The 26,360-nt window shown below is 64.9% G+C and carries 25 protein-coding genes; 16 read left to right on the top strand and 9 right to left on the bottom strand.

The genetic code is table 11. The features are described from left to right. Window positions 1-70: 70 nt before the first annotated feature. Window positions 71-1,291 carry an alpha/beta fold hydrolase gene (locus tag ACEQZ0_RS03090; RefSeq protein ID WP_370188301.1) on the top strand — a complete coding sequence of 407 codons (1,221 nt, stop codon included), beginning with the start codon at window positions 71-73 and terminating at the stop codon, window positions 1,289-1,291. Here the strand turns inward: ACEQZ0_RS03090 and parE are convergent. Further along, on the bottom strand, window positions 1,288-3,264 hold the full coding sequence (gene parE, locus ACEQZ0_RS03085; protein WP_370188299.1) for a DNA topoisomerase IV subunit B: 1,977 nt from the start codon (window positions 3,262-3,264) through the stop codon (window positions 1,288-1,290). The genes ACEQZ0_RS03090 and parE overlap by 4 nt on opposite strands. A 131-nt stretch (window positions 3,265-3,395) precedes the next feature. After that, window positions 3,396-4,553: a penicillin-binding protein activator gene (locus tag ACEQZ0_RS03080; RefSeq protein WP_370188297.1), complete on the bottom strand. Its 1,158-nt coding sequence runs from the start codon at window positions 4,551-4,553 to the stop codon at window positions 3,396-3,398. A 37-nt stretch (window positions 4,554-4,590) separates the two neighbouring features. Between ACEQZ0_RS03080 and rsmI the strand changes: the two genes are divergently transcribed. Genes rsmI through ACEQZ0_RS03060 form a run of 4 tightly spaced genes read left to right on the top strand, consistent with a single transcriptional unit; the run spans window position 4,591 to window position 7,424 of the window. After that, window positions 4,591-5,442, top strand: a complete 852-nt coding sequence (gene rsmI, locus ACEQZ0_RS03075; protein ID WP_370188295.1) for a 16S rRNA (cytidine(1402)-2'-O)-methyltransferase — start codon at window positions 4,591-4,593, stop codon at window positions 5,440-5,442. Then, window positions 5,439-5,789: a YraN family protein gene (locus ACEQZ0_RS03070; RefSeq protein WP_370188294.1), complete on the top strand. Its 351-nt coding sequence runs from the start codon at window positions 5,439-5,441 to the stop codon at window positions 5,787-5,789. Before rsmI ends, ACEQZ0_RS03070 begins: the two co-directional genes overlap by 4 nt. A gap of 34 nt (window positions 5,790-5,823) precedes the next feature. After that, window positions 5,824-6,792 (top strand): glutathione synthase, encoded by a 969-nt coding sequence (gene gshB, locus ACEQZ0_RS03065; RefSeq protein ID WP_370188292.1) that lies wholly within the window; start codon window positions 5,824-5,826, stop codon window positions 6,790-6,792. 23 nt (window positions 6,793-6,815) lie between these two features. After that, window positions 6,816-7,424, top strand: a complete 609-nt coding sequence (locus ACEQZ0_RS03060) for a DedA family protein (protein WP_370188290.1) — start codon at window positions 6,816-6,818, stop codon at window positions 7,422-7,424. On the opposite strand, the gene ACEQZ0_RS03055 is transcribed toward ACEQZ0_RS03060, so the two are convergent. After that, window positions 7,421-8,317 carry a tyrosine recombinase XerC gene (locus ACEQZ0_RS03055; RefSeq protein WP_370188287.1) on the bottom strand — a complete coding sequence of 299 codons (897 nt, stop codon included), beginning with the start codon at window positions 8,315-8,317 and terminating at the stop codon, window positions 7,421-7,423. The genes ACEQZ0_RS03060 and ACEQZ0_RS03055 overlap by 4 nt on opposite strands. Beyond that, window positions 8,314-9,468, bottom strand: coding sequence for a radical SAM family heme chaperone HemW (hemW, locus tag ACEQZ0_RS03050; protein WP_370188285.1), 1,155 nt, complete (start codon window positions 9,466-9,468; stop codon window positions 8,314-8,316). Before hemW ends, ACEQZ0_RS03055 begins: the two co-directional genes overlap by 4 nt. 47 nt (window positions 9,469-9,515) lie before the next feature. Here hemW and ACEQZ0_RS03045 point away from each other — a divergent pair, with 47 nt between their 5' ends. Further along, window positions 9,516-10,100: a CAP domain-containing protein gene (locus ACEQZ0_RS03045; protein ID WP_370188281.1), complete on the top strand. Its 585-nt coding sequence runs from the start codon at window positions 9,516-9,518 to the stop codon at window positions 10,098-10,100. A 2-nt stretch (window positions 10,101-10,102) separates the two neighbouring features. On the opposite strand, the gene rdgB is transcribed toward ACEQZ0_RS03045, so the two are convergent. Continuing rightward, entirely contained in the window at window positions 10,103-10,729 is a 627-nt protein-coding gene (gene rdgB / locus ACEQZ0_RS03040; protein ID WP_370188279.1) for an RdgB/HAM1 family non-canonical purine NTP pyrophosphatase, read from the bottom strand. Next, window positions 10,726-11,442: a ribonuclease PH gene (gene rph, locus ACEQZ0_RS03035; RefSeq protein ID WP_370188277.1), complete on the bottom strand. Its 717-nt coding sequence runs from the start codon at window positions 11,440-11,442 to the stop codon at window positions 10,726-10,728. The genes rdgB and rph overlap by 4 nt, the downstream gene beginning before the upstream one ends. Window positions 11,443-11,526: 84 nt before the next feature. On the opposite strand from rph, the gene hrcA reads away from it, so the two are divergent. From hrcA to ACEQZ0_RS03020, 3 genes are read left to right on the top strand one after another with little or no spacing between them, the layout of a single operon-like run. Continuing rightward, window positions 11,527-12,570 carry a heat-inducible transcriptional repressor HrcA gene (hrcA, locus tag ACEQZ0_RS03030; RefSeq protein WP_370188275.1) on the top strand — a complete coding sequence of 348 codons (1,044 nt, stop codon included), beginning with the start codon at window positions 11,527-11,529 and terminating at the stop codon, window positions 12,568-12,570. 13 nt (window positions 12,571-12,583) lie between these two features. Further along, window positions 12,584-13,189 (top strand): nucleotide exchange factor GrpE, encoded by a 606-nt coding sequence (grpE, locus tag ACEQZ0_RS03025; protein ID WP_370188273.1) that lies wholly within the window; start codon window positions 12,584-12,586, stop codon window positions 13,187-13,189. A gap of 25 nt (window positions 13,190-13,214) precedes the next feature. Next, complete coding sequence (locus tag ACEQZ0_RS03020) at window positions 13,215-14,966, top strand: DUF885 family protein (RefSeq protein ID WP_370188271.1); 1,752 nt, start codon at window positions 13,215-13,217, stop codon at window positions 14,964-14,966. On the opposite strand, the gene ACEQZ0_RS03015 is transcribed toward ACEQZ0_RS03020, so the two are convergent. Both ACEQZ0_RS03015 and ACEQZ0_RS03010 read right to left on the bottom strand, forming a co-directional pair. Further along, window positions 14,963-15,388, bottom strand: coding sequence for a vgr related protein (locus ACEQZ0_RS03015; RefSeq protein ID WP_370188268.1), 426 nt, complete (start codon window positions 15,386-15,388; stop codon window positions 14,963-14,965). The two genes, ACEQZ0_RS03020 and ACEQZ0_RS03015, sit on opposite strands and share 4 nt — an antisense overlap. A gap of 113 nt (window positions 15,389-15,501) precedes the next feature. Next, window positions 15,502-15,981, bottom strand: coding sequence for a copper chaperone PCu(A)C (locus ACEQZ0_RS03010; protein WP_370188266.1), 480 nt, complete (start codon window positions 15,979-15,981; stop codon window positions 15,502-15,504). A gap of 177 nt (window positions 15,982-16,158) precedes the next feature. Here ACEQZ0_RS03010 and dnaK point away from each other — a divergent pair, with 177 nt between their 5' ends. The 3 genes from dnaK to ACEQZ0_RS02995 all read left to right on the top strand — a co-directional run bounded on the left by dnaK (window position 16,159) and on the right by ACEQZ0_RS02995 (window position 19,938). Next, entirely contained in the window at window positions 16,159-18,090 is a 1,932-nt protein-coding gene (gene dnaK, locus ACEQZ0_RS03005; RefSeq protein WP_370188264.1) for a molecular chaperone DnaK, read from the top strand. Window positions 18,091-18,158: 68 nt separating this feature from the next. After that, window positions 18,159-19,277, top strand: coding sequence for a molecular chaperone DnaJ (gene dnaJ / locus ACEQZ0_RS03000; protein ID WP_370188262.1), 1,119 nt, complete (start codon window positions 18,159-18,161; stop codon window positions 19,275-19,277). 37 nt (window positions 19,278-19,314) lie between these two features. After that, complete coding sequence (locus ACEQZ0_RS02995) at window positions 19,315-19,938, top strand: DUF6445 family protein (protein WP_370188260.1); 624 nt, start codon at window positions 19,315-19,317, stop codon at window positions 19,936-19,938. Here ACEQZ0_RS02995 and ACEQZ0_RS02990 read toward each other — a convergent pair. Then, window positions 19,935-22,250 carry a patatin-like protein gene (locus ACEQZ0_RS02990; protein ID WP_370188258.1) on the bottom strand — a complete coding sequence of 772 codons (2,316 nt, stop codon included), beginning with the start codon at window positions 22,248-22,250 and terminating at the stop codon, window positions 19,935-19,937. The genes ACEQZ0_RS02995 and ACEQZ0_RS02990 overlap by 4 nt on opposite strands. A gap of 71 nt (window positions 22,251-22,321) precedes the next feature. Here ACEQZ0_RS02990 and radA point away from each other — a divergent pair, with 71 nt between their 5' ends. The 4 genes from radA to ACEQZ0_RS02970 are packed head-to-tail and all read left to right on the top strand — an operon-like array spanning window position 22,322 to window position 26,357. Continuing rightward, complete coding sequence (gene radA / locus ACEQZ0_RS02985) at window positions 22,322-23,689, top strand: DNA repair protein RadA (RefSeq protein ID WP_370188256.1); 1,368 nt, start codon at window positions 22,322-22,324, stop codon at window positions 23,687-23,689. Window positions 23,690-23,710: 21 nt separating this feature from the next. Then, window positions 23,711-24,232, top strand: a complete 522-nt coding sequence (locus ACEQZ0_RS02980) for a CvpA family protein (RefSeq protein ID WP_370188254.1) — start codon at window positions 23,711-23,713, stop codon at window positions 24,230-24,232. Further along, complete coding sequence (locus ACEQZ0_RS02975) at window positions 24,232-24,666, top strand: iron-sulfur cluster assembly scaffold protein (RefSeq protein ID WP_370188252.1); 435 nt, start codon at window positions 24,232-24,234, stop codon at window positions 24,664-24,666. Before ACEQZ0_RS02980 ends, ACEQZ0_RS02975 begins: the two co-directional genes overlap by 1 nt. 44 nt (window positions 24,667-24,710) lie before the next feature. Beyond that, window positions 24,711-26,357 carry an MFS transporter gene (locus ACEQZ0_RS02970; protein ID WP_370188250.1) on the top strand — a complete coding sequence of 549 codons (1,647 nt, stop codon included), beginning with the start codon at window positions 24,711-24,713 and terminating at the stop codon, window positions 26,355-26,357. The last annotated feature ends 3 nt before the right edge of the window (window positions 26,358-26,360 follow it).

Below are 26,360 nucleotides of genomic sequence, written 5' to 3'. Positions count from 1 at the left end.
ACGTAAGCGTTAGGGGGCGGGCACGAGACACGCAAGGGGGCGTTATGGGACCAGGACCCGAGGAGAACCCATGCCGACCGAACGTCTAACCATTCCCACCACCCGCGGTTACGAACTGTCGGGAGCACTCGAACTTCCGAGCGGGCTGGTGCGCGGCGCGGCGGTGTTCGCGCATTGCTTCACCTGCACCAAGCAGAGCCGTGCGGCGGTCGAGGTCACGCGCGCTTTGGCACAGCACGGGATCGCAACGCTGCGCTTCGATTTCACCGGGCTGGGGCGGAGCGGTGGCAATTTCGGCCGTGCCGGATTTGCAAGCGACCTCGAGGACTTGGTCGAATCGACGCGGTATCTCGCGGGGCGCTTCGGCAAGGGCTTGCTGCTTGTCGGTCACAGTCTCGGTGGGGCCGCGGTGCTGGCGGCGGCCGACATGCTCGAAGAGGACACTGTCGCTGCGATCGCCACGATCGGCGCGCCGGCCGAGGTCGAACATGTTCTCGGCACCGTGAAGGGTGATCTCGCCGCGATCGAGCGCGATGGCGAGGGACAGGTCGATATCGGCGGGCACCGCTACAATCTAAGCCGCGACTTCCTCGATGCGGTTCGCGATGTCGACCTGCTCGGAAGGGTCGAGGCGTTGCGGATCCCGCTGATGTTCTGCCATTCACCGACCGACGAGATTGTCGATGTGGACAATGCGGCGAAGCTCTTCGTCGCCGCCAAGCATCCCAAGAGTTTCGTCAGCCTGGCCGGGGCCGATCACCTGCTCAGCCGCCACGAGGATGCGCGATTCGCCGCCAGTGTGATCGCCAGCTGGGCATACCGCTACATCCCTATGCGCGAGGATTGGCCGATGCCCGAGGAGGGCGTGGTGGTGAAGACCGGGCACGGGAAATTCGGCACCGAGGTGCATACGCGCAGCCACCGATTCCTTGCCGACGAACCGACCAGCTATGGCGGCGACGACAGCGGCCCGACGCCCTACGATCTGCTCAATGCCGCGCTCGGCACCTGCAGCGCTATGACGATGAAGATGTACGCCGACCGGAAAGGCTGGCCGCTCGAGGGCGTCACCGTCAGGGTGACACACGAACGCGATCACAAGGACGAATGCGACCATGTCGCGGCGATGGAGGAAGGGCGGCAGATGCAGGCGCTCCATCGTTCGATCGAGCTGCACGGCGAGGATCTCGACGAGGACCAGCGCGCACGGCTTATCGAGATCGCCGACAAGTGCCCGGTGCACCGCACGCTCGAAGGCGAGCTGCATGTGCATACAGAGCGAGCCGACTAGGCGTCGATCATCTCGCGGTCGAATTCGCCGGCATTGTTCTGGATGAAGTTGAAGCGGTGCTCCGGGTTGCGGCCCATGAGCTGGTCGACCAGGTCCTTGACCTTTGCACGGTCCTCGAATTCGGGGGGTAGTGTGATGCGGATGAGGCTGCGCGTGTCGGGATCCATCGTCGTCTCGCGCAGCTGGCCGGGGTTCATCTCGCCGAGGCCTTTGAAGCGCCCGACCTCTACCTTCTTGCCCTTGAACACCGTCTCTTCCAATTCCCTGCGGTGCGCGTCGTCGCGGGCATAGCGGCTCTCCTTGCCCGCGGTCAGGCGGTAAAGCGGGGGCTGGGCGAGATAGAGATGCCCATTGCGCACCACCTCGGTCATTTCCTGGAAGAAGAAGGTCATCAGCAGCGTGGCGATATGCGCGCCGTCGACGTCGGCGTCGGTCATGATGATGATGCGGTCGTAGCGCAGGTTTTCGGGGTCGCAATCCTTGCGCGTCCCGCAGCCCATGGCGAGCGTGAGGTCGGCGATTTCGCTGTTCGCGCGGATCTTGTCGGCGCTGGCCGAAGCGACGTTGAGGATCTTGCCGCGGATCGGCAGGATCGCCTGCGTCTTGCGGTTGCGCGCCTGCTTGGCGCTCCCGCCGGCCGAATCGCCCTCGACAATAAACAGCTCGGTCTCGCCATCGCCTTCGCCCGAACAGTCGGTGAGCTTGCCCGGCAGGCGCAGCTTCTTGGCATTGGTCGCGGTCTTGCGCTTGATCTCGCGTTCCTGCTTGCGCCGCAATCGCTCGTCCATGCGCTCCATAACCTGGCCAAGCAGCGCCTTGCCGCGGTCCATGTTGTCGGCGAGGAAATGGTCGAAATGGTCGCGCACAGCGTTTTCGACGAGGCGCGCGGCTTCGGGCGAGGTTAGGCGGTCCTTGGTCTGGCTCTGGAATTGCGGGTCGCGGATAAAGACGCTCAGCATCACCTCGGCACCGGTCATCACGTCGTCGGCCGTGAGGTCCTTGGCTTTCTTCGCCCCGGTCAACTCGCCGAATGCACGCAACCCCTTCGTCAACGCGGCGCGCAGGCCCTGTTCGTGCGTCCCGCCATCGGGCGTCGGCACGGTGTTGCAATACCAGCTGGTCGAGCCATCCGAATAGAGCGGCCAGGCGATCGCCCATTCGACGCGGCCGGCCTCGTCGGGGAAGTCCTGGCTGCCCGCGAAGGGCTGGGCCGTGACACATTCGCGCCCGCCGAGCTGCTCGGCGAGATGGTCGGCCAGGCCTCCGGGGAATTTGAACACTGCTTCGGCCGGCACGTCCTCGCTGGCGAGGCTCTCGGCGCATTTCCAGCGGATCTCGACTCCGGCAAAGAGATAGGCTTTCGAGCGAGCCAGCTTGAACAGCCGCTTGGGGCTGAACTGGCGGTCGCCGAAGATCTCGGTGTCGGGCACGAAGCTGACCGTGGTGCCGCGGCGATTGGGGGTGGGGCCGAGCTGTTCGAGCGGGCCCAGCGTCTGTCCCTTGGAAAAGCTCTGCGTATAGAGCTGCTTGTCGCGCGCCACCTCGACCCGCGTGTCGCTCGACAGCGCATTGACCACCGAGACGCCGACGCCGTGGAGGCCGCCGCTCGTGGCATAGGCCTTGCCCGAGAACTTGCCGCCCGAATGCAGCGTCGAGAGGATCACCTCGAGCGTCGACTTGCCGGGGAACTTGGGATGCTCGTCGACCGGCATGCCGCGGCCGTTGTCGGCGATGGTTACCCGATTGCCTTCGTCGAGCCGCACCTCGATCCGCGTGGCATGGCCGGCGACCGCCTCGTCCATCGAATTGTCGAGCACTTCGGCGACGAGATGGTGCAGCGCGCGGTCGTCGGTGCCGCCGATATACATGCCGGGGCGGCGGCGCACGGGCTCGAGGCCTTCGAGAACCTCGATCGAGGACGCGTCATAATCGCCGGAGGAGGTGGGCGTGTTTTCGAACAGATCGTCGGACATGACGAGCGAATACCGCTGTCAGCTTGTTCCTTACAAGCTATCTCGCGCCTTTACCCACGTCCGCTCGGCCCGAGCTTGTCGAAGGGCCATCGCCCATCCCTCGACCAGCTCAGCATGTAGGGGCCTGGTCGCTAGAAGCGCTCGGGCGCATTCTCCACCACGGCCACCGCACCCTGGCGCACTTCGCGTACCTCGAATGCCCGCTCGACCAATCCGTTGCGGCCGAAGCGGAACGCCCCGTCGAGGCCGAGAAATCCGTCGGTGCTGCGCAGGGCACCCTGGGGGAAATCGCGCCCCACCCGCCAGTCGCGTGCGACGCGGAGGGTCAGCAGCACGGCATCATAACCGAGCGTCGCGATGCGGTACGGCTGGCTGCCGAAGCGTGCCTCGTAGCTGTCGACGAAGCGCTTGTAACGGCTGTCGGACACGGCCGAAAACCATGCTCCGCGCAGCGCCGAGGCGCGGGTGACCGAGCTTTCGCCGCTCCACAATTCGGTTCCGAGGAGTTGTGGCGTGGCCGCGCCGCCGGACTTGAGCACGCCCGCCGCCTGCGCCGCCAGGCGTGCACCGTCGGCGATCAACACTGTGTCGTAACCGCCATGCGCCTTGAGCCGTTCGGCCGCGCTGACGATCGAGGTGTTGCCGCGCGCGTAGCGCTCGGTCCACACCACGGTCCCACCATAGGCGGCCACTGCGCGGCGCATCGCCTCCTCGGCCCGGGCACCGTATTCGCCATCGGGGGCGATGATGGCGAAATTCTGCGAGCCCATTCCGCGCGCATATTGCACCGAGCGCATGATCGACTGCTCGGGAATGTGGCCCATGATATAGACGTCGGGCCCTGCCGCGCCGGTATCGTTGGAAAATGAGATCACCGGGACATCGGCAGCCCGTGCGGGCGCAACGACCGAGGGGATGTTCGAGCCGAGCAGCGGGCCGAGGATCAGCTTGTTGCCCTCGGCAATCGCCTGGCGTGCGGCGGTCTCGGGCCCTTTCGCGGTGTCGTAGGTTGTGATGCGCAGGTTGCTTGCATTGGTATCGAGCAGCGCCATGGTGGTGGCGTTGGCGATCGACTGGCCGACTGCGCCGTTCTGGCCCGACATCGGGACCAGAAGCGCGATACGGTGGCGCGTCTCGTCGCTCGGCAGGGTTTCGGTCGGTTCTGGCGCGGGAGTGGTGGCCACTGGCGCTGGGCGTTCAGTGCCCTTGGGAATGACCGAACAGGCCCCCAAAAGGGCGGCCAGTCCCGCCGTTACCAATGTCCGACGGTCGAAAGTCCAGCGCTTCATCTTGCCGCGTCCCTCACTCTTGGTTCATGGAGCAAGAGTGACCGACGCCACCCTTCCCGAAAATTCCCTTACGCCGGGGCTCTATATCGTCGCCACCCCTATCGGCAACCTCGGCGACATCACGCTGCGCGCGATCGAGGTGCTGCGGGGCTGCGACGCGGTCGCCTGCGAAGATACGCGGGTGACGGGCAAGCTGCTCAAGCATCTGGGCTTTTCCAAGCCCTTGTGGCGCTATGACGACCATAGCGAGCACCGCGACCGGACAAAGCTGGTCGACGCGGCTCGCACGCGTGCCGTCGCATTGGTGAGCGATGCGGGCACGCCGATGATTTCCGATCCGGGCTATCGTCTCGTCAACGATTGCCGCGCCGAGGGCATTCCCGTCACCGTACTCCCCGGCGCCTGCGCCGCTATCACGGGATTGGCGCTGAGCGGTCTGCCCAACGATCGCTTTCTATTCGCCGGCTTTCTCCCCGCCAAGGACAAGCCACGGCGCGACCTCCTCGAAGAACTGGCGGGCATCGACACGACGCTGGTGTTTTACGAGACCGCCCCGCGCCTGGCGAAATCGCTGGCAGCGATCGAAGAGGCCTTGCCGCACCGCGATGTCGCCGTGGCGCGCGAACTGACCAAACTGCACGAAGAACTGCGGCGCGGGCTTCCCGCCGGTCTGATCGCCTATTACGAGGCTCATCCGCCAAGGGGTGAAATCGTATTGCTCGTCGGCCCGCCTCCCGAAGAGATGGCGAGCGAAGACGATGCCGATGCGCTGCTGGTGGAGGCCTTGCGTACGCTGAAACCTTCCCAGGCGGCGGCACAGGTGGCCAAGGCCACCGGTTTCGACCGAAAGACGCTCTACGCGCGGGCGATGGAGTTGCGCTCCGCATGAAACGCCAGCTGGCCGAAAAAAGCGGCCGTGAAGGCGAAACCCGGGCGGCGCTCTGGCTCAGGGCCAAGGGATGGCAAATTCTCGGCCGGCGGGTGAAAACACCAGCGGGAGAAATCGACCTCGTCGCCAAGCGGGGCGGGGTGGTCGCCTTTGTCGAGGTCAAGTGGCGGCGAAAACGCGCCGACCTCGATCATGCGGTGGACGAATATCGCCTCACGCGCGTCGCCGCAGCGGTTGAAGCCGTAGCGCATCGCTACGCAACCGGCGGAGAGGACCTGAGGATCGACGTGATCCTGCTTGCACCCGGCAGCTTCCCCCGCCACATCGCCAATGCATGGCAGCCCTGAGACCGTCGTCTGCCTTTGACTATCGGAGTTTGAAATGAGTTTGCGCGTCGCCGTCCAGATGGACCCGCTCGACAGGATCAATATCGCTGGCGACAGCTCCTTTGCGCTGATGCTCGCCGCGCAGGCGCGCGGACACCAAGTCTGGCACTATGATGTCGACAGCCTTGCCTATGAAAGCGACGGAACGCCTCAGGGACGGATCACGGCACATGCGGCCCCGGTCACCGTGCAGCGGACCGAAGGCAATCATTTCAGCATGGGCGAGCGTCGCCGGATCGATCTCGCGCGCGATATCGACGTGGTGCTGATGCGGCAGGATCCGCCGTTCCACCTCGGCTACATCAGCGCGGCCTTCCTGCTGGACAGGCTCAAGGGCACAACGCTGGTGGTCAACGACCCTCGCGAGGTGGTCAATGCGCCCGAGAAGATGTTCGTGCTCGATTATGCGCGCTTCATGCCGCCGACGCTGGTCGCGCGCCATCTGGACGACCTGCGCGATTTCCAGAAAAAACACGGCGCGGTGGTGGTCAAGCCGCTCCACGGCAACGGCGGTAAGGCGATCTTCCGCATCGACGAGAGCGGCACCAATCTGTCCGCACTGTCCGAGGTCTTCGACCAGACCTGGCCCGAACCGCACATGGTTCAACCCTTCCTTCCCGAAGTGGCCGAGGGAGACAAACGGATCGTCTTGGTCGACGGCGAATTCGCCGGCGCGATCAACCGTTTTCCGGGGGAGGGTGAATTCCGCTCCAACCTCGCACAGGGAGGCCATGCCGAGGCGACGACGCTGACCGCGCGCGAGGAAGAAATTTGCGCGGCGATGGGGCCCGAGCTCAAGCGGCGCGGGCTGGTCTTCGTCGGCATCGACGTGATCGGCGGCAAGTGGCTGACCGAAATCAATGTCACGAGCCCGACCGGCATCGTCGCGATAGACAAATTCAACGGAACCGACACGCCCGGCCTCATCTGGGACGCCATCGAGCGCAGGCAGGCGGACCAATAACGCTTCCAGAAAGTTGACTCGCCATGAGCGCGTTCATTCTCGATGCGATCGCTGCGGGCGGTTATTTCGGCATATTCTTCCTCATGGCGCTGGAGAATATCGTACCCCCGGTGCCCTCGGAAATCATCATGGGTTACGGCGGCGTTCTGGTTGCGCGCGGCCAGATGGAATTCCTGCCGCTCCTTTTCATCGGCACATTGGGTACGGTCGCCGGAAACTACTTCTGGTACTGGCTCGGGCGCCGCTGGGGCGAGACGCATCTCGAACATTTCATCCGGAGGCATGGTCGTTGGCTGACCTTCGAGTGGGAGGAATTCGTAGGCGCGCGCAGGCGCTTTCGTCGCCATGGCGAATGGGTCGTTTTCCTGTTCCGTTTCTCGCCCTTCCTGCGCACGATCATCTCGCTGCCGGCAGGTCTGGCACAGATGAAATTGTGGCGCTTCCTGGTGTTCACCTTCCTGGGTTCGCTGATCTGGAACGGGGCGCTCATTGCCGGCGGCGGTGCCCTGTCGGGCCTGATCGAACGTTATGAATCCGCTGCAGGATGGGTGGTGGGCGGCTTTCTGGCAGCGGGCATCATCTGGTACGTCTATCGCCTGGTAACCTGGCGGCCCAACGGGGTGGAAGGCTAATCCTTTTCGCGCGGATGGGCGCTGCGGTAGGTGTCGAGAAGGCTAGCCGCGTCCACCTGGGTATAAATCTGCGTCGAACCGAGGCTCGCGTGGCCGAGCAATTCCTGCAGGCTCCGCAAATCGGCACCCGCACCCAGCAAATGCGTGGCGAAGCTGTGGCGCAGGGCGTGGGGCGTCGCGCTGTCGGGCAATCCCAGCGCCTTGCGCGCTCGCGCTGTGGCCTTCTGAACCATCCCCTGGGCAAGCGGGCCCCCCTTCGCTCCGCGGAACAGCGGATCGTCATTCCCAAGCGGCCAGGGGCATTGCGCAGCATAATCGGCTACCGCCTCGCGCACGATCGGCAGCAGCGGCACGACGCGCTGCTTGCCGCCCTTGCCGGTGACGGTCAGCTGTTCGCCGAGAGGTAGCGCCTTGCCGGTGAGCGACAGTGCCTCGGCAATCCGCATTCCCGCGCCATAGAGCAGCAGGAGCACCGCGCGGTCGCGCGCGCCGATCCAGTCCTCGGTCGCGATTGCCTCGACCGTTTCGGCAAGACCGACCGCTTCGTCGGGCGTGACCGGTCGCGGAAGGCCTTTCTTGATCCGCGGCCCGCGCAGGCGCGGCGGGTCGGTCAGCGCATAGCCCGCCTGCGCCCGCGCAAAGGCGATGAAGGCCTTGAGCGCGGACAATTCGCGTGCGGCAGAGGCATTTGCCAGCCCGTCGGCCCGGCGCGATGCCAGATGGCTACGGAGCCGCGCAGCGTCGAGCGCAGCCACGCTGTCCCAATCGCTCAGCTCGAGACCGGCAAGAAGGCGTTCGGCGGCCCTGCCATAGGCACGGACGGTATGGGGGGAGCGCCGCAGGCCGAGTGCAAGGTGGTCGTGCCACGCCTCGAGCAGGTCGGCCTTGCTCACGACGCCACGAGGTCCGCCTGGACCAGCTCGCCCAGTAGCGCGTCGAGCAGGGGCATGCCGCGCGCCGAGACGCCAATCCGCTCGCCCTCGCTCCACGCCAGGCCGAGATCGCGATAGAGCGCGAGTCGCGAATGGTCGATCAGCGCCGCGGGTGTCGTGTCGAAGCGCCGGGCGAGGCCGTCGAGGTCGATCCCTTCGGCAAGGCGCAAGCCCATCAACAGCGCCTCGCTCGCCTGTTCGCGGCGACCGAGGTCGCGCGCTTCGGCGATGCCGTGCCCCTGGCGAGCGACGGCGGCAAGATAGTTTTCCGGCTTGCGATGCCGGACGGTGGCAATCTCGCGACGGCGCCCGTGTGCGCCCGGGCCGATCCCGAGGTAATCCTGGTAGCGCCAATAGGTAAGGTTATGCCGGCTTTCCTGCCCCGGGCGGGCATGGTTGCTGATCTCGTAGGCCGGCAAGCCGGCGGCCATGGTCATCTCGCGTGTCACAGCGAAAAGATCTGCGGCGCTGTCGTCATCGAGCGGCTCGAAAAGGCCACGCCGGACATCGGTGGCAAAGCGCGTGCCCGGCTCGATGGTCAGCTGATAGAGCGAGATATGGTCGGTGCCCAGGGCCAGCGCGCGGTGCAGTTCGGCGCTCCAAGCGCTCTCGGTCTGGCCGGGACGGGCATAGATCAGGTCGATCGAGATTCGTCCGAAGTGGCTCTGCGCCGTCGCGACGGCAGCGAGCGCCTCGTCCGCGCCATGCATCCTGCCGAGAAAACGCAACGCCTCGTCGTGCAGACTCTGCACGCCAAGCGACACGCGATTCACCCCGGCTGCGGCAAGATCGACGAATTTGGCCGCCTCGACGCTGTTCGGGTTAGCCTCGAGCGTGATTTCGATCGCCGGATCGAAGCGCCACAGTCGCTCCGCCTCGTCCAGCAGGTTCGCGACGAGGGCGGGTGGCATCAGCGACGGAGTTCCCCCGCCGAAAAAGATACTTGTCAGTGTTTCCTGTGAAACTGCTTCAGCGTGCTCGTGGCGCATGTCGGCGAGCAGGGCGTCATGCCACGACACGATATCCGCAGAATCCCGGACATGGCTGTTGAAGTCGCAATAAGGACATTTTGCGATGCAGTAGGGCCAGTGAATGTAGAGTGCGCGAGCCAAGGATGTCTTCAGCTGATCTTAATCGTCAGGACGGATTCAGGGCCGCCATGGACGGGTCGAAAAAATGGATTGCGCCGGTTGCTGGCGCGGTAGCGCTTCTGTGTGCCACGGGTACGGCGATCGCCGCAAGTCGAACCGTATCCCGGGTACCGCAGCCTGCGACGCGCAATATCGACAATCGCGGGATGTCGGACCTTCATCTCGCGGCTCGCATCCTGCGAACGCACAATGATGAACGCCAGCGTCTCCAGCTCAGGCCGCTCAAGTGGAATATCCATCTCGAGCGCGAGGCGCGGCAATGGGCACAATACCTTTCGAGCAAGGGCGTGCTGCAGCATGCCGATCAACGCGGCCGCAACCAGACCGGAGAAAACCTCTGGATGGGTACGGCGGGTCATTGGCCGGTCGAAACCATGGTCGGCATGTTCATCGACGAAAAGAAGCATTACCGCCACGCCCACTTCCCGAACATCTCGAAGACCGGCAACTGGGCCGACGTCGGCCACTACACGCAGATCGTCTGGCGCGATACGCAGGAAGTCGGCTGTGCGGTGGTGACCGCACGGGGCAACGATGTGCTGGTCTGCCGCTATTGGCCCGCGGGCAACGTCTGGGGCCAGAAGGCCTACTGAAGTCAGCCGAACTGGTCGGCGACAAGCTTGGCAAATGCGTCGGCCCGGTGGCTGATGGCGTGCTTCTCCGCCGGATCGAGTTCGGCGAAGGTCAGATCACGCCCCTGCGGTACGAATACCGGATCGTAGCCGAACCCCATCGTCCCGCGCGGCGGCCAAGTTAGAGTGCCCGGCGCAGTACCCTCGTAGACCACCTGTTCGCCATCGGGCCAAGCGAGCGCGAGCACGCAATGGAAAGCGCAGGAGCGGTCGATATCGGCACCCTTTTCCTGCAGCATGCCCTCGACCTTGCCCATCGCCATATACCAGTCGCGGCCCGGTTCGCCCTCGAACCACTGCCGCTCGGCCCAGTCGGCAGTATAGACCCCGGGGCGCCCATCGAGCGCGTCCACCGCCAGCCCGCTGTCGTCGGCCAGCGCGACGAGCCCCGAAGCCTCCGCCGCCGCGCGGGCCTTGATCAGCGCGTTCTGGACGAAAGTGGTACCGGTCTCCGCCGGCTCGGGCAGGCCCAGCGATCCCGCCGAGATGCACTTCACCCCATGCGGTTCGAGCAACGCGGAAATCTCCTTGAGCTTGCCCGTATTGTGCGTGGCGATCACCAGCGTGCCCGAACCGATGTGGCGCGTCATTTGCGCGTCGCCTCGTCCTGTGCCTTGAAGATCTGTGCGCAGCCGATCTGTGCAAGACGCAGCAGGCGCAGGAAGCCTTCTTCGTCGTAAGGCGCGCCTTCGGCGGTGGCCTGTGCTTCGGCGATCTTGCCCCCCTCGATCAGTACGAAATTGGCATCTGCATCGGCGCCGCTGTCCTCCGGATAGTCGAGGTCGAGTACCGGCGTACCTTTGTAGATACCGCAGGAGATCGCCGCGACCTTGGCGCTGATCGGGTCCTGCGTGATCGCGCCCGACTTCATCAGCCCGTCGACCGCGAGCCGCAGCGCGACCCATGCGCCCGAAATCGAGGCGGTGCGGGTGCCGCCGTCGGCCTGAAGCACGTCGCAATCGAGCGTGATCTGGTGCTCGCCGAGTTTCTTCATGTCGACCACGGCGCGCAAGCTACGGCCGATAAGTCGCTGAATTTCCTGCGTCCGTCCGCTCTGCTTGCCCTTGGCCGCTTCGCGCTGGCCGCGGGTATGCGTGGCGCGTGGGAGCATAGAGTATTCGCCCGTCACCCAGCCTTCGCCCTTGCCGCGCAACCATGGCGGGATACGGTCCTCGACCGATGCGGTGCACAGCACGCGCGTCTCGCCGAAGCTGATCAGGCAGCTGCCCTCGGCATGCTTGGTATAGCCGGTTTCGATGGTGATGGCGCGCATTTCGTCGGGCGCACGGCCGGAAGGTCGCATGGGTCTCTCCAGTGCAGTCGAATCTCGTGGATGCCTGTGGCGCATGGGTCTTGAGGCCGCAAGGGGAGTGGCTAGATAGGAAGCATGAATTCGCCCCCGCTCACCGACCTTTCCGATCGCGCGCGCGAAATCTTCCGGCTTGTAGTCGAGGGCTATCTCGACAGCGGCGTGCCGGTCGGGTCCAAGGCACTGGCGGGGCAGGGCGGTGTCAATCTGTCGCCGGCCTCGATTCGGTCGGTTCTGGCGGAGCTCGAGACGCGCGGGCTGCTTGCCGCACCGCACACCAGCGCGGGGCGGATGCCGACAGAGACCGGTTTGCGCCTTTTCGTCGACGCGATGATGCAAGTGGCCGAACCGACACGCGAAGAGCGCGCGGCGATCGAGCAAAGGCTTGCCGAACCGGGCCCGATCGAGCGCGCGCTCGAGGAAACCAGTGCGTTGCTGTCCGACCTGTCGGGCGCGGCCGGAATGGTCATGGTCCCGACACGCGAACCGCGCCTGGCGCAGGTATCCCTGACCGCGCTCGATGCAGGCCGCGTGCTCGCGGTGCTGGTCGGCGAGGATGGACAGATCGAGAACCGCATCCTCTCGGTGCCTGCCGAAGCGCTCGGGACCTCGCTCGAACAGGCGAGCAACTACCTCACCGCCCGCACTGCGGGACGGACGCTGGCCGAAGCAGCAAGCGCGATGGAAGAGGAGATCGCGAGCGGCCGGTCTGCGCTCGACGAAGCGAGCCGTGATCTCGTCCAGCGCGGCCTGGCGGTCTGGAGCGAGGATGCGGCGCGGCGCCCCGTACTGATCGTGCGCGGGCAGGCCAATCTGCTCGACGACGCGGCTCTCGGCGATATCGAACGCGTCCGCTCGCTGATCGACGAGCTCGAAAGCAAGCAATCGGTCGCCAGCCTGCTCGACCGCGCGCGGCGCGCAGAAGCCATGCGGATTTTCATCGGTAGCGAGAACCGGCTGTTCTCGCTTTCGGGCTCGTCGGTCATCGCCGCACCCTATCGCGACCGCGACGGCAAGGTAGTCGGCGTGCTGGGGGTGATCGGCCCTACTCGGTTGAATTACGCGCGGGTCGTCCCCATGGTGGATTTCACGGCCCGATCCTTGGGCAAGAGAATAGGCTGACAGGGTTTTTCGAGTGAACGACGAGAACAAGAACGAACCGCACAAGCAAGCGGTCGACGAAGAAGTGGCGCGCGAGATGGAAGGCGTGCCCGAACACCTGCGTGACGACGGCGAAAGCGACGAAGCCGCCAAGGACGGCAAATCGCTCGAAGAGGCGCTCTCAAAACTTCGCGGCGATCTCGAAACCGCGATGCAGGATGTCCTCTACGCCCGCGCGGAAACCCAGAACGTGCGCCGCCGCCTGGAAAAGGATGTCCAGGATGCGCGCAATTACGCTGCGACCGGTTTCGCCCGCGACATTCTGAGTGTCGCCGACAACCTGGCCCGCGCGCTCGACCACGTGCCGGAGGAACTGCGCGAGCACGAGAAGGCGAAGAACTTCATCGCCGGGATCGAGGCGACCATGCGCGAGCTGGAAAAGGTCTTCGGCCAGAACGGCATCACGCGCATCGCTGCCAAGGGCATGCCGCTCGATCCGAACCAGCACCAGGCGATGATGGAAATTCCCACCGACGAGGCCGAACCGGGCACGATCGTTCAGGAAATGCAGGCCGGCTACATGATCAAGGACCGCCTGTTGCGCCCCGCCATGGTCGGCGTGGCGAAAAAGCCGGACTGATCTCCTTTATTCGAGGAAAGAGACGATGAGGACTGCATTCTTCGGAGCGGCGGTCCTCGTCGCTGCAGCGTGGGTGTCGCCAGCGATGGCACAAGCCAGCGCCGACGAGCAGGTCGAGGCGCTGGGCGATGCCTATTATGATTTCAATCTGGCGCAATACGGCCTGATCGAAACGGCCGGCGGCGACACCGAATATGGCGATCACCTGTGGTCGGTCACACCCACGGCGCAGCGCGGGCGGGCGGCGAAATATGCGCAGCTCCTCGCACAGCTCGATGCCATCGACCCTTCGAAGCTGAGCGCTGATGTCGTAACCGATGCGCTCGTCCTCAGGACCTTGCTCGAGGCCGAAATCGGCGACGCGCGCTTTGCCGAATGGGAAATGCCCTTCGATAGCGACAGCAATTTCTGGTCCTATCTCGCCGCGCCGCGCGGGTTCACCACCGCCGCGGATTACGACAATTACATCGGACGGATGCGCGACATCCCGCGCTATTTCGCCGAGCAGACCGCCAATGCCCGTTCCGGTCTGGCACGAGGCTTCTCGGTCCCGCGCGTGACTCTGGAAGGGCGCGATGTTTCGATCGCTTCCTATGTCGTCGACGATCCCGAAGAGAGCCCGTTCTGGAAGGCCTTTGCTGACATGCCGCGCAGCATCCCGGAAGACGAGCAGGCGCGTCTTCGTGCCGCGGGCCGTGCGGCAATCGCCGAGAGCGTCACGCCGGCCTACGCCGATTGGCTGCAGTTCTTTCGCGAGGAGTACCTGCCGCGCACGCGCACCACGCTGGGAGCGAGCGAGTTTCCTGATGGCGAGGCCTATTACGCCCAGCAGATCCGGCAGTACACGACCACCGATTTGACAGCCGAACAGATACACCGGATCGGCCTTGGGGAAGTCGCGCGGATCACCGCCGAGATGGAGAAGGTCAAGGCCGAGGCGGGTTACGAGGGCACCCTCAAGGAGTTCGTCGCCTTCCTGCGCAGCGACCCGCAATTCGTCGCCAGTACGCCTGACGAACTGATGGGCGTTTCGGCCTATGTCGCCAAGCGGGTGGACGGGAAGATCGGCGACTATTTCGGCTTCCTTCCGCGCCACCGCTTCACCATCCGCCCGGTCGATCCGGCGATTGCGCCGTTCTACACCGCGGGGCGGGGCGGGCTCGATGCCTGCCAGATGAACACTTACGACCTGCCCTCGCGCCCGCTCTACAACATCCCGGCGCTGACGCTGCACGAATGTTCGCCCGGGCACAGCTTCCAGGCGGCGGTCGCGCTCGAACAGGAAGAGGCGCCGCGTTTCCGCCGACGGACCTACTTCTCGGGCTTCGGCGAGGGCTGGGGGCTCTACACCGAATATCTCGGTGAGGAGATGGGCATCTATCGCACACCCTACGAAAAGTTCGGGCGGCTATCCTACGAGATGTGGCGCGCCGCGCGGCTGGTGATCGACACCGGCATCCACCGCTATGGCTGGAGCCGCGAGCAGGCGGTCGACTATCTGTCGAGCCATACCGCGCTGTCCGACCGCGAAGTGGGTACCGAGATCGACCGCTATATCAGCTGGCCGGGGCAGGCGCTGGCCTACAAGCTCGGCGAAATGACCATCCGCCGCGTGCGCGCAAAGGCCGAAACGGCGCTCGGCGAGGATTTCGACATCCGCAAGTTCCACGATGTCGTGCTGTCGCTCGGTTCGGTGCCGCTACCCGCGCTCGAGGCGCGGATCGATGCCTTCATCGCCGATGGCGGACAGGGCCTGCCCGGTGTAACCTACGACTAGGCCGGTGTGGCGCCCGGGAAACGCACCAGCATGTCGTAGGCCGCAGCGTCGCCGACCCCTGCCAATTTCACCCCGTTGCGCAGCCAGAAGGCGTGCTTCACGATCTCCGCCTGCTGCTCGATCCCGTAGCGTTCGAGCCGCCAACCGGGCCTCAACGCATAATCGTAGCGCGCCCAGGGCATCCGGCGGGTGACGAGGTACCAGCTGCCGCGCGTCTGCACCTGCCAGACATGCACCATCTCGTGGATAAACAGGCCCTGCCGGAGCAGTTCGGCGGCCGAGAAATCGTCGCAATAATTTTCGGACGCCGGATGGAAATGCAAATGGCCGCGCGGCGCCATGGTGACGCGGCGAGGCTGGAAGGGAAACCATTTCCGTCGCCGGATGGTCACCCGTGAATAATCGATCGCATCGCCGAACACCGTTCGTGCCAGCGCGATCTCGCCCGTCGTCAGCGGTCGCTCGCCCCCGGCCGGACAGGAGGGCGCGACAGGGATATCGTGGCTTTCGACCCCGAGGCTGTCGCGCCCTGCGTTCAGCGTTCGTCACCCGCCGCGCGGATTTCGACCGGGAAGCTCTTCTTCTTGCCGCCGACCACGGTCAGCGTCATCTCGGTCGTGCCGCCCGCCGCGAGCGAGGGGTCGAGATCGAACACCATCACGTGGAAGCCGCCTGGCTCGAAGCTCTGGCTGTCGCCCGCATTGACCAGGACCTGGCCGAGGCTGTCCATCGTCATCTGCCCCTGGACTTCCATCGAGCCATGCAGTTCGGCCCTGCCTGCCCCTTCCACATCGGCGCGACGGATTGCGTAGTTCCTGTCTCCGGTATTCTCGACGTCGAAATAGATCGCCCCGGGATTGCCCGAAACCGCCGGCAGCATCAGCCGAGCGTTGCTGACTTCGAGCGCGACTTGGTCGGCGGCAGGCGCCGCCACATCGCCGGATTCTCCCGAACAACCGGCCAGCGTAACCGTGGTCAGTGCCAGCGCAACGGGCGCGAAATGCGTCAATTTCATCGATTTGTTCCCCTCTTTTCCTCGCCGAAAAACTAGCGTGCCCCCTCCCTTGTGCCAAGAGAAACCACACCTATATCGCCCATGTAATACACCACCGGATCGAGCCGCCGACCGGTTCCGCCGTTTTCGGGGAACCCATGATGCGGTGTCCAACGACTTGAAACAGATGGGGAAACCATGAGCAAAGTTATCGGTATCGACCTCGGCACCACCAACAGCTGTGTCGCTGTGATGGACGGGGGCAAGCCCAAGGTCATCGAGAATTCCGAAGGCGCGCGCACCACGCCGTCGATCGTCGCCTTCACCAAGGATGGCGAGCGCCTGATCGGCCAGCCGGCCAAGCGCCAGGCAGTCACCAATCCCGACAACACCCTCTTCGCGATCAAGCGCCTGATCGGTCGCCGCTTCGACGATCCGCTGACCAAGAAGGACATGGAGCTCGTCCCCTACGACATCGTCAAGGGCAAGAACGGCGATGCCTGGGTCGAAGCCGGCGGCGAGGAATATTCGCCCAGCCAGGTTTCCGCCTTCATCCTCCAGAAGATGAAGGAAACCGCCGAAAGTTATCTCGGTGAAACCGTGACGCAGGCCGTCATCACCGTGCCCGCATACTTCAACGACGCGCAGCGCCAGGCGACCAAGGACGCCGGCCAGATCGCCGGCCTCGAAGTGCTGCGCATCATCAACGAGCCGACAGCCGCGGCGCTTGCCTATGGCATGGACAAGGAAGACGGCAAGACCATCGCCGTCTACGACCTCGGCGGCGGTACCTTCGACGTCTCGGTCCTCGAGATCGGCGACGGCGTCTTCGAAGTGAAGTCGACCAATGGCGACACTTTCCTCGGCGGTGAAGACTTCGACAGCGCGATCGTCGAATACCTCGCGGACGAGTTCAAGAAGAAGGAGAACATGGATCTCCGGACCGACAAGCTCGCGCTGCAGCGCCTCAAGGAAGCAGCCGAAAAGGCCAAGATCGAGCTGTCGAGCTCGGCCCAGACCGAAGTCAATCTGCCCTTCATCACCGCACGCATGGAAGGCGGCAGTTCGACCCCGCTGCACCTCGTCGAAACGATCAGCCGCTCGAAGCTCGAACAGCTCGTCGGCGACCTGATCAAGCGTACGCTCGAGCCCTGCAAGAAGGCGCTTGCCGACGCAGGCGTATCGAAGGACGAGATCGACGAAGTGATCCTGGTCGGCGGCATGACCCGCATGCCCAAGGTCCGCGAAGTCGTGGAAGAGTTCTTCGGTTCGAAGCCGCACACCGGCGTGAACCCCGATGAAGTCGTCGCCATGGGCGCGGCGATCCAGGCCGGCGTCCTCCAGGGCGACGTGAAGGACGTGCTGCTGCTCGACGTGACCCCGTTGTCGCTGGGTATCGAAACGCTGGGCGGCATCATGACCAAGATGATCGACCGCAACACGACGATCCCGACCAAGAAGACGCAGACCTACTCGACCGCCGAGGACAACCAGAACGCGGTGACCATCCGGGTCTTCCAGGGCGAGCGCGAGATGGCGCAGGACAACAAGATGCTCGGCCAGTTCGACCTAGTCGGTATCCCGCCCGCACCGCGCGGCGTGCCGCAGATCGAGGTCACCTTCGACATCGACGCCAATGGCATCGTCAACGTGTCGGCCAAGGACAAGGGGACCGGCAAGGAACAGCAGATCCGCATCCAGGCTTCGGGCGGTCTTTCCGACGAGGACATCGAGAAGATGGTCCAGGATGCCGAGAAATTCGCCGACGAGGACAAGAAGCGCCGCGAAGGCGCCGAGGCCCGCAACCAGGCCGACAGCCTCGTCCATGCGACCGAAAAGCAGCTCGAAGAGCATGGCGACAAGATCGACGCTTCGCTGAAGAGCGAAGTCGAAGAGAAGGTCGCGGCGCTCAAGACCGCGCTCGAGGGCGACGATGCTTCCGACATCAACGCCAAGGCGCAGGACCTGTCGCAGTCGGCGATGAAAATGGGCCAGGCGATCTACGAGCAGGAACAGGCCAACGCCTCTGCCGAAGCGCCCGAAGGCGGCGACGCCGGAACGGACGGCGGTGCGGAGGAAGAGGTGGTCGACGCCGAATTCTCCGAAGTCGACGAAGACTCGAAGAACTGATCGCCGGATGAAAAGCAAATCGCCATCGGTGCGCCAGTGCACCGGTGGCGATTAGCCATTGGAAAGCCATGTCGACGACCGAAACCGACCTTTACGAAATCCTCGGGGTGAGCCGCGATGCCGATGGCGCGACGATCAAGTCCGCCTATCGCAAGCTGGCGATGAAGCACCATCCCGACCGCAATCCGGGCTGCACAGATAGCGAGAATACCTTCAAGGCGGTCAGCGCCGCCTATGAAGTGCTCAAGGATCCGCAGAAACGCGCCGCGTATGATCGCTATGGGCACGCTGCCTTCCAGAACGGCGGCGGAGGCGGCCACGGCGGTGCCGACTTCGGCGATCTGGGGGACATTTTCGAGACCATCTTCGGCAGTGCCTTTGGCGGCGGGAGCGGACGTGCCCGACCGCGCCGCGGTGCCGATCTGCGCTACGATATGCAGATCGATCTCGAAGAGGCCTTCCACGGCAAGTCGACCGAGATCGAAATCGAGGTCTCGCAAAATTGCGATACCTGCCACGGCTCGGGCGCCACGCCCGGCACGCGCGCGCGGACCTGCAATCTTTGCCATGGGCAGGGTAACGTCAGGGCCAAGCAGGGCTTTTTCGTAGTCGAAAGGCCATGCCCCAACTGCCACGGCAGCGGGGAAGTGATCACCTCGCCCTGTCGCGACTGCCGCGGCGAGGGTCGCGTCGACCTGCCGCAGACGCTCGAAGTCGACATTCCCCCGGGGGTCGATACCGGCACCCGTATCCGCCTGTCTGGCAAGGGAGAGGCGGGACCGCGCGGCGCACCGCCGGGCGATCTCTATATCTTCATCCACGTCAAGCCGCACCCGATCTTCCAGCGCGAGGGCACGACGCTGGCCACACGCGTGCCGATCAGCTTCACCACCGCCGCGCTCGGCGGCTCGATCGAGATACCCAATCTCGACGGCGAGAACGTGACGATCGAGATTCCGGCAGGCATTCAGTCGGGCAAACAACTGCGCCAGCGCGGCGCGGGTATGCCCGTTCTGCAGGGACGCGGTCGCGGCGACCTGGTGATCGAGATCGCAGTCGAGACGCCGACCCGGTTGTCGAAAGTCCAGCGCGCGCTGCTCGAACAGTTCCGTGATGAGGAAACGGGCGAGGAGTGCCCCGAAAGCCGCGGCTTCTTCGACAAGGTGCGGGATGCTTTCGGCGGGTGATTGCCAAGCGTGGCGGGGCTGGCAATAAGCGGCCTCCATGCTGCCTTCGCTAACGATCATCGACGATTTCCTGAGCGATCCCTGGGCCGCGCGCCGCGCTGCGCTGTCGCTCGACTATGCCGCTCCCGGCGCCGGGGGGAATTATCCCGGACGCGATTCGACCGCCGCGCTGCCGATGGATGGCATAGACGCCGCAGTATCGCGCCATGTCGGAATTGAGCTGACCGGAGCGAAGGGCACCGAACACGGTCATTGCCGGTTGACGCTCAAGGCCGACAAGGGGCGCAGCGGGGTGCATATCGACCCAGCCTTCTATTCGGGCATCCTCTATCTCTCGCGCCCCGAGGACTGCGCCAAGCCGGGTGCGGGCGGGACCGATTTCTTCCGTCACAAGCGGACCGGGCTCGAGCGGGTACCGTCCAATGGCGCTGATCTCGCCGCCAGCGGATTTGACACGCTCGACGATCTGATTGCGGGTGTAGTCAACAAGGACACCACGCAACCGGCCAAGTGGGAACGGGTGATGCGGGTACCGATGCGCTTCAACCGGCTGGTTCTGTTCTCGCCCTGGCAGTTCCACAATGCCGCACCGGGCTTCGGGACCGAGCCGGACAACGCCCGGCTGGTGATGCTGCTCTTCTTCGGGCGCAAGAAACCTTAGGACAAGCGTTCGGCAACTTCGCCGCGAATCTCGTCGATCAGGTGTTGCGCGCAGCGACCCGATGTCTGCTCCTCGTCGAGGATGGCATTGAAGGCCGCGCGCTTGACCTCGCGACACTGATCGACGGAGGGCGGCTTGTCGACGGTCGAACAGACCAGATCGATCATCCGCTCGGCCCCGTGGAGCCGGCCCCAGAGATAATCGTTCTCGCGGTAGGCCCGGCTGAAGAAGGCTCCGAAATTGTAGAATTCGATCCCGCGCAAAGTCGCCTGCGTGCCGCCCTCGCGGATGCTGCGGGCATCGTCGGGACTTATCCGGTCGACCTTGACCGGGTCGAATTCGGTCAGCCCTTCATTGCGCAGCAGGGGAAGCGTGGCGACATCGTAGAAGGGAAAGCCGAGGTAGGTCAGCAGCATGCGCCGACGCAGGTTCTTGGGCATCTGGGCAAGAGCCACCGAAAGCATTTCCTCTGCGCGGTCGTCGAGTTCGGGCAGCAGGCGCTGCGCCTCGATGCGATCGAGCAGTTCTCCGGGCTCCGCCATCACACCTTCGGCGGCCGCTTCGAAATCGGGCCCCAGGGCTGTGAGGCCCTCTTTCGCGAAATAGAGCGCGAGGATGCGGTAGACCGCATCGCGTCCGCGTTCGAGCGCCTCGTCCGAAATGTCGGGATCGGCTTCCCAGTCGCGCGCCATCCGCCGGGCGAGCAAGCGCAGCCTCCTGATACGAAACCCGATATCGTGCTCGCGGAAGAAGGCGATCGCCTCGGGAGAGGCGCCTCCCGACGGTGCCGTAAGCTTCTCCAGCCCGCGACGCTTAAGTTCTGCGCGGAGCACCGCCTCGATCGGGGAGGGCTCGTCGAAACCCAACTTGGGTGCACCCGAGAGCGCGAGCCGCGCGAGGCGCATGACAATTCCCGAAAACTTGGCCTGCGCATACGCATGGAAGGCATAACCGGCGCGCTCGGCCGCCGCCTGCTGCGCTTTCTGCCGCCACGCGCGGAGCCGGGCCGGGGTCGGGTTATCGAGGAAAAGCGTACGCCCGAACAGCTTTTCGACCACCGCGTCGACCTCGGGACGCAGGGCCGCGACAATCCGATTGAGCCGGGCGGCCTCGCGGCTCTGTTCCTCGATCTGGTCGAGATTGTCGCGGATCGGCTGTTCGCGCGGGATGGTGGAAAGCGAGCCGAAGATCGCCGAAAAGAAGCCGACCGGTTCGGTCTTGTTGGTGCTTTCGGCACCGAAACGGTCCGGCCGCGGGTCGACATAGACGAAACGGCGATCGACCTCCCGCTGGGCCGGACGCCCCTCGAGCGCGGCGATCGCACCGGAAAAGGGTTTGTTGACCAGCACCGAGCCATCGATGAGCGACACATGGTCGAGCGAACCGCGCACCGCATGGACCGGCATGATTCGCTCGAGAAAGGCTTCGCGGCCCGGCCAGGCACGCTCGGTAAGACCGGACAGTTCGTCGATTTCTTCGATCCGCAACGGCGGGAAGGCGCCGGGAAAGCTGGCTGTCGCACGCGCGGCGAAGACCAGCTCGAGCGGATTGGCCAGATCGGTCCCGCCCCTCGCAGGCGTATTTGCGCGAAAGGTGATCGGCATGCGGTGTTCGGTGTCTTCGACCACCGGCGGACTATGGAGCCGGACCAGCTCGTGAAAGCCGTAGTAATCGGTAGCGGTGACATAGAGATCGAGCGGGTGGCCGGGCGGAAGGAGGGGATCCTCTACCGGGCCCGTTGCCATCGCCGAAAAAGCGGTTTCAAGCAGGCGCGAGAAGCCGATGCCGGAGAAAGGCGGCTCAAACCAGCGCCCGCGGATGAGATGGGAGACCTTGCGCTCTACTTCGGCCTGCGTCTCGGGCGAGACCGCATCGGCGATGTCGCTGCCGGGTCGGCTAAGCAGCCAGGTCGCGAATGGCTGCGCCCAGATTTTCGAGAAACGCCATTTCAGCCGCGCGGCGGGATCGACCAATTCGTCGACATCGGCGACCTCGAGCCACAAATCGGTAAGCGGTTCGAGCGACTGGCCCGAATGCACCGCCTGGGCGAGGAAGACGGCATTGATTCCACCGGCGCTGGCGCCGCTCATGATATCGGGCAGGACCCTGAGGCGCAGGCCCTGTTCGCGCACCAGTCTCTCCAGGAGCTCGCGATAGACCGCTTCGACACCCTTTCGTGCGGGGCCCTCGACGTGGAAATCCCGACTGGCGCGGGCCAGGTGCCAAAGCTCGCGCGTGACGCCATGCATGTAGACCGCCAGGCTTACCCCGCCATAGCAAACCAGTGCGATCCTCAATTCCTTTTGGCGCATCGCAGGTGCTGTGCACGGATAATACGCGCAAGGCAATTGCGTTCCGCAAATGTTCCGTTTAGCAGGTGCGCATGGCAAAGCCCAAGAAACGCTATGTCTGCCAGGCCTGTGGCAGCGTCTCGCACCGCTGGCAGGGCCAGTGCGCCGATTGCGCCGAATGGAATACGCTGGTCGAGGACGCCCCGGCGACGGTGTTTTCGATGAAGCACGATCTGTCGAGCGGGGGCAGAGCGGTCGAGTTCGTCGATCTCGACAAGCCGGGGGCGCTGCCCACACGTCAACCCACAGGGCTTGCCGAGTTCGATCGCGCCCTCGGCGGAGGGTTGGTCCCGGGCTCGGCGATCCTGCTCGGCGGCGATCCGGGGATCGGCAAGTCGACTCTGTTGCTCCAGGCTGCAGCCAAGATCGCACGGGAAGGGCGCGGAGTGGTCTATGTCAGCGGGGAGGAGGCGACCGCACAGGTGCGCATGCGGGCTGCGCGGCTCGGCCTGTCGGATGCGCCCGTAAAGCTCGCTGCGGCGACCGGAGTGCGCGATATCCTCACCACACTTGGTTCAATCGACACGCCCGGTCTGCTGGTAATCGATTCGATCCAGACGATGCATTCGGACACGATCGAAGGCGCGCCTGGTACGGTCAGCCAGGTACGCGGCTGCGCCTTCGAGCTGATCCGCTATGCCAAGGAAAACGGTGTTGCGCTGGTCCTCGTCGGTCATGTGACCAAGGACGGGAATATCGCCGGACCGCGCGTGCTCGAGCATATGGTCGACGTGGTAATGAGCTTCGAGGGCGAGCGCAGCCACCAGTACCGCATCCTGCGCGCACTCAAGAACCGCTTCGGCGCGGTCGACGAGATCGGCGTCTTCGCGATGGCGGGGGAGGGGCTCGAAGAGGTCGACAACCCGTCGATGCTGTTCCTTTCGGGACGCGACGAGCCGATGGCGGGGAGCGCGGTCTTCCCCGCGATCGAAGGGACGCGGCCGGTACTGGTCGAGATCCAGGCGCTGATCGTCCGGCTGCAATCGGGTGCCACCCCGCGTCGTGCGGTGGTCGGCTGGGACAGCGGGCGGCTCGCCATGCTGCTGGCGGTGCTCGAATCGCGCTGCGGGCTCAATTTCTCCTCGGCCGAGGTCTATCTCAATGTCGCCGGCGGCTATCGCCTCTCCGACCCGGCCGCCGATCTCGCGGTGGCCGCTGCGCTGGTCAGCGCGATGGCCGACCGGCCGCTGCCGCCGCGCAGCGTATGGCTCGGCGAAGTCTCGCTTGCAGGCGAAATCCGCCCCGTGGCGCATGGCGGGCTGCGGCTGCGGGAAGCAGCCAAGCTCGGCTTCGATCGCGGATTCGGTCCCGCGGACGTGAAGGCGGGATCGGCAGCCCTGACCTACGACGGCCTGACGCAGCTGGCCAATCTCGTTGACCGGATAATCGGGAGTTCATAAGGCCCGCACCAAGGAAGGGTCATGACGGGTTTCGACTATATCGTCCTGTTGATTGTCGGCATCGCAGCCGTGGGCGGCTTCCTGCGCGGTTTTATGCAGGAAGTGCTGTCGCTTGCCGCCTGGGTGCTGGCCGCCTTCGCCATCCGTTTCCTCCACACGCCGCTGACGCTGGCGTTGCAGGACTACATCGGCCGCGACATCACAACCTCGCTGCTGTCCTTCACCCTGCTGCTGCTGATTCCCTATGCGGCAATGAAGGTCATCGCCAACAATGTCGGCAAGGCGTCGCGCGATTCGCTGCTCGGCCCCGTCGACCGCGTGCTCGGCTTCGGCTTCGGGGCCCTGAAGGGCAGTGTCATCGTGGTCATCGCCTTCTCGCTGCTGGTGCTCGGCTACGACACCGTCTGGGGCTACAAGGGGCGGCCCAGCTGGATCACCACCGCGCGCAGTTATGAGCTGGTCGATGCGAGTTCGCGCGCGCTGGTCGAAGTGCTGGCCGAGCGGCGCGCGCAATTGCGCGAACGCTCAACCAGCGACGAGTGATGGCTGCCCCGCGCGCCGCGGCGCTTTATTCTCCCGCGCTGCTGGCGCTCACAATCGAGCTGGCCGACGTTCCCTATGACGACCGCGCGCCTGCACTGGGCCAAGCGCGCTCGCGCAGCTGCGGCAGCACGATCCACCTGTCCTCCTCGCGCTCCGACCGGCTTGAGGAGATCGGTCTCCGGGTCTCAGCCTGCGCGGTCGGCCAGGCCTCCGCGGCACTTTTCGCGCGGGAGGCGAATGGACTGGATCTCGACGCGGTCGAGGCCATGCTCGAACGCCTCGGCGAATGGCTCGAGGGCGGGGCGCCCAGCGCCATCCTGCCGCGGCTGGAACTGCTCGAGCCTGCCCGTCCGCATAGCGGTCGCCACGAGGCGATCCTCCTGCCGTGGAGAGCCGCGCGCGACGCGCTTTCCAACCCCGGGACGCCGGGCTAGACCCGTTTCCAGACAGAACGATATCGCGAATGAGGGAGCGCGACATGCCCGAGGGCGCAAAGGCCACGCACACGGAACCGACCGAGCGGGAGATCCGCCTGGTTATCGCCGCGAGCAGCGCGGGGACGATCTTCGAATGGTATGACTTCTTCATCTATGGCACGCTCGCCGGGCTGATCGGGGCGGCGTTCTTCCCGAGTGACAATGAAACGCTCGAGATCCTGCTCGTCTGGGCCGGATTCGCCGTCGGGTTCGGCTTCCGCCCGCTGGGCGCGATCTTGTTCGGCTATCTGGGCGACAGGCTTGGGCGCAAATACACATTCCTCGTCACCGTCACGCTGATGGGGTTTGCCACGGCCGGCGTCGGCCTGATTCCGAGCGCAGCGAGTATCGGGCTGGCCGCGCCGCTGATCGTAATCGGGCTGCGGATCCTCCAGGGGCTGGCGCTGGGCGGCGAATATGGCGGCGCGGCGATCTATGTCGCCGAACACGCCCCTCCCGAGAAGCGCGGCTTCTATACCAGCTTCATCCAGGCGAGCGTGGTCGGCGGCTTCGTGCTGTCGATCATCGTCGTGATCGCCTGCCGCGCGCTGATCCCGGCAGAGGATTTCGCCGCATGGGGCTGGCGCATTCCCTTCCTGCTATCGATCGCCCTGCTCGGCATTTCGCTGTGGATGCGATTGAAACTGTCCGAGAGCCCGGTGTTCAAGGCGATGAAGGAAGCCGGCGAGACCAGTACAAATCCGTTCAAGGAAAGCCTGACCTATCCCGGCAATCCCAAGCGCATCTTCGTCGCGCTGTTCGGCATCACCGGTGTGCTCACCACGATCTGGTACACCGCTTTCTTCTCGGGCCTGTCCTTCCTCCGCGGCCCCATGCGGGTCGAGGAAAGCGTCGTCGAATGGATGCTGCTGATCGCCGGGACGATTTCGATGAGCTTCTACGTGATCGTGGGGCGCTGGTCCGACCGCGTGGGGCGCAAGAAGCCGATCATCATCGGTGCGCTGGCTTCGCTCGTGCTGCTGTTCCCCGTGTTCTGGGGCATCGGGTCGCTTGCCAATCCGGGGCTCGAGGCGAGCGCCCGCGCCGCGCCGGTCACCGTCAGCGGAGCGCAATGCGAATACGATCCCTTCGCCGAGGTTCAGGCCAGCCCCTGCGGTCGAGCGCTGCAGGATCTCACCGCGCTCGGCGTTCCCTATGCCATCGGCGACGATAGCAAGCCGGAACTGGCGGTCGGCAGCGAAACATACGGTTATGAAGACCTGCCCGACACCACGCGCCGCGCGATCATCCAGGCCTGGCTCGAAGGCAATGGCTATGATTTCGCGCGCCAGACACCGCCCCTGGCCAGTGTCGTCGGGATCATCGCGCTGCTGCTTGTGCTCGGCATGCTCTCGGCGCTTACCTATGGGTCGGTCGCGGCATTGTTGACCGAGATGTTTCCGGCCAAGATCCGCTACAGCTCGATGTCGATCCCCTACCATATCGGCGCGGGATATCTGGGCGGCTTCCTGCCGCTGATCGCGGGATACATCGTGGCGATGACGGGTAACGCCTATGCCGGGCTTTGGTACACCATGGCCGTGGTCGGCTTCGGGCTCGTCGTCGCCTGGTGGGGCCTGCCCGACGGCCCGCCGCGCGACTTTGCCGACAGCGGGGAGGACCCGCCCGCATCGCCCGTCCTTCCGTGAGCC

This window comes from Qipengyuania sp., assembly GCF_964227205.1.
GTDB lineage: Bacteria > Pseudomonadota > Alphaproteobacteria > Sphingomonadales > Sphingomonadaceae > Qipengyuania.
This window is presented reverse-complemented; position numbering and strand designations above follow the sequence as displayed.